This is a genomic window from Streptomyces sp. NPDC127084, assembly GCF_042724175.1.
GTDB lineage: Bacteria > Actinomycetota > Actinomycetes > Streptomycetales > Streptomycetaceae > Streptomyces.
Genome location: NZ_JBHXFA010000167.1, coordinates 12,909 through 14,354 on the forward strand (window position 1 = coordinate 12,909; position 1,446 = coordinate 14,354).

The 1,446-nt window shown below is 72.9% G+C and carries 1 protein-coding gene; it reads left to right on the forward strand.

The window, feature by feature from the left end; translation table 11 throughout:
• The first annotated feature begins 283 nt into the window (after positions 1-283).
• Positions 284-1,300 carry a PAC2 family protein gene (locus ACFWI9_RS28630; protein WP_387166389.1) on the forward strand — a complete coding sequence of 339 codons (1,017 nt, stop codon included), beginning with the start codon at positions 284-286 and terminating at the stop codon, positions 1,298-1,300.
• Positions 1,301-1,446: the final 146 nt, after the last annotated feature.

Here is a 1,446-nt window from a genome sequence, read left to right on the forward strand (position 1 = left end):
TACCTGCCGTTGGGGGTGGGCGGGGCTGTCTCGTGTAAATCGGATGGGTTTGCGCCGCGGGCCCATCCACCCCGGCCCCCGGGGGGGGGGGGGGGGCCCCCACGGGGGCCCCCCCCCCTCGTCTGTGCGGCACCTGCGCAGCCCCTGTACCGCTCGACGGCCCCAACTGCTCGCCGGGACACTGGGTATCGAAGTTCACCCGGCCGTGCAGAGGGCTCGGGCGGGCTTCCCCGAAGCCGTAAGGTTGGTCCGTACACAAGGAAGCGTCGGAAGGAGGCACTGGGTGATCGAGCTCGAGGGGGTTCCCGAGCTGATCGACCCGGTCATGGTGGCCGCGTTCGAAGGCTGGAACGACGCCGGCGACGCCGCCTCCACCGCGGTCGCACATCTGGACCGGGAGTGGAAGGGCGAGGTGTTCGCGGCGCTCGACGCCGAGGACTACTACGACTTCCAGGTCAACCGGCCCACGGTGTGGCTGGACGGCGGAGTGCGGAAGATCGTCTGGCCCACCACCCGGCTCTCCGTGGTCCGGGTCGGCGGCGAGAAGCCACGCGATCTGGTGCTGGTGCGCGGGATCGAGCCGTCCATGCGCTGGCGCTCGTTCTGCAACGAGCTGCTGGGCTTCGCCCATGAGCTGGGCGTGGAGATGGTCGTGATCCTGGGCGCGCTGCTCGGAGACACCCCGCACACCCGTCCGGTACCGGTCAGTGGTGTGACCTCGGACCCCGACCTGGCCAGATCGATGGATCTGGAGGAGACCCGCTACGAGGGCCCGACGGGCATCGTCGGCATCCTCCAGGAGGCGTGCACGCATGCCGGGGTGCCGGCGGTGTCCCTGTGGGCGGCGGTGCCGCACTACGTCTCCCAGCCGCCCAACCCGAAGGCGACACTGGCCCTCCTCAACCGGCTGGAGGACCTCATCGACCTGCGTATCCCGCTGGGTGAACTCCCGGAGGACGCCCGGGCCTGGCAGCTCGGTGTCGACCAACTCGCCTCCGAGGACAGCGAAGTGGCGGAATACGTCCAGACGCTGGAGGAGGCGCGGGACACGGCCGAGCTTCCCGAGGCCTCCGGAGAGGCGATCGCGCGCGAGTTCGAGCGCTATCTGCGGCGGCGTGACGGCGGTCCGGCCACCGGCCAGGGGCACCCGCCTGGCGGGCATGCGACGGAGGGCGGCGAAGGCGGCTCGTATCTGCGCGATCCGTCCAGCGGGCGGACCCGCCCGCCCAAGCCGCAGCGACCCGAGCCGGAGCAGGAATCCGGGGACGACCCGGACTCGCGGGACTCGTCCGAGGACTGAGCGAGGACAGCGGTACGAAGTGACGATTCGGGGGGGGGGGGGGGCCGCCCCCCCCCCCCCCCCCGCCCCGGCGCCCGCGCGAGGGGGCGGGAGGGGGCGCCACACACAGGGGCCCCCCGCGCCCGCCCCCCGCACCGCCGCCCCCG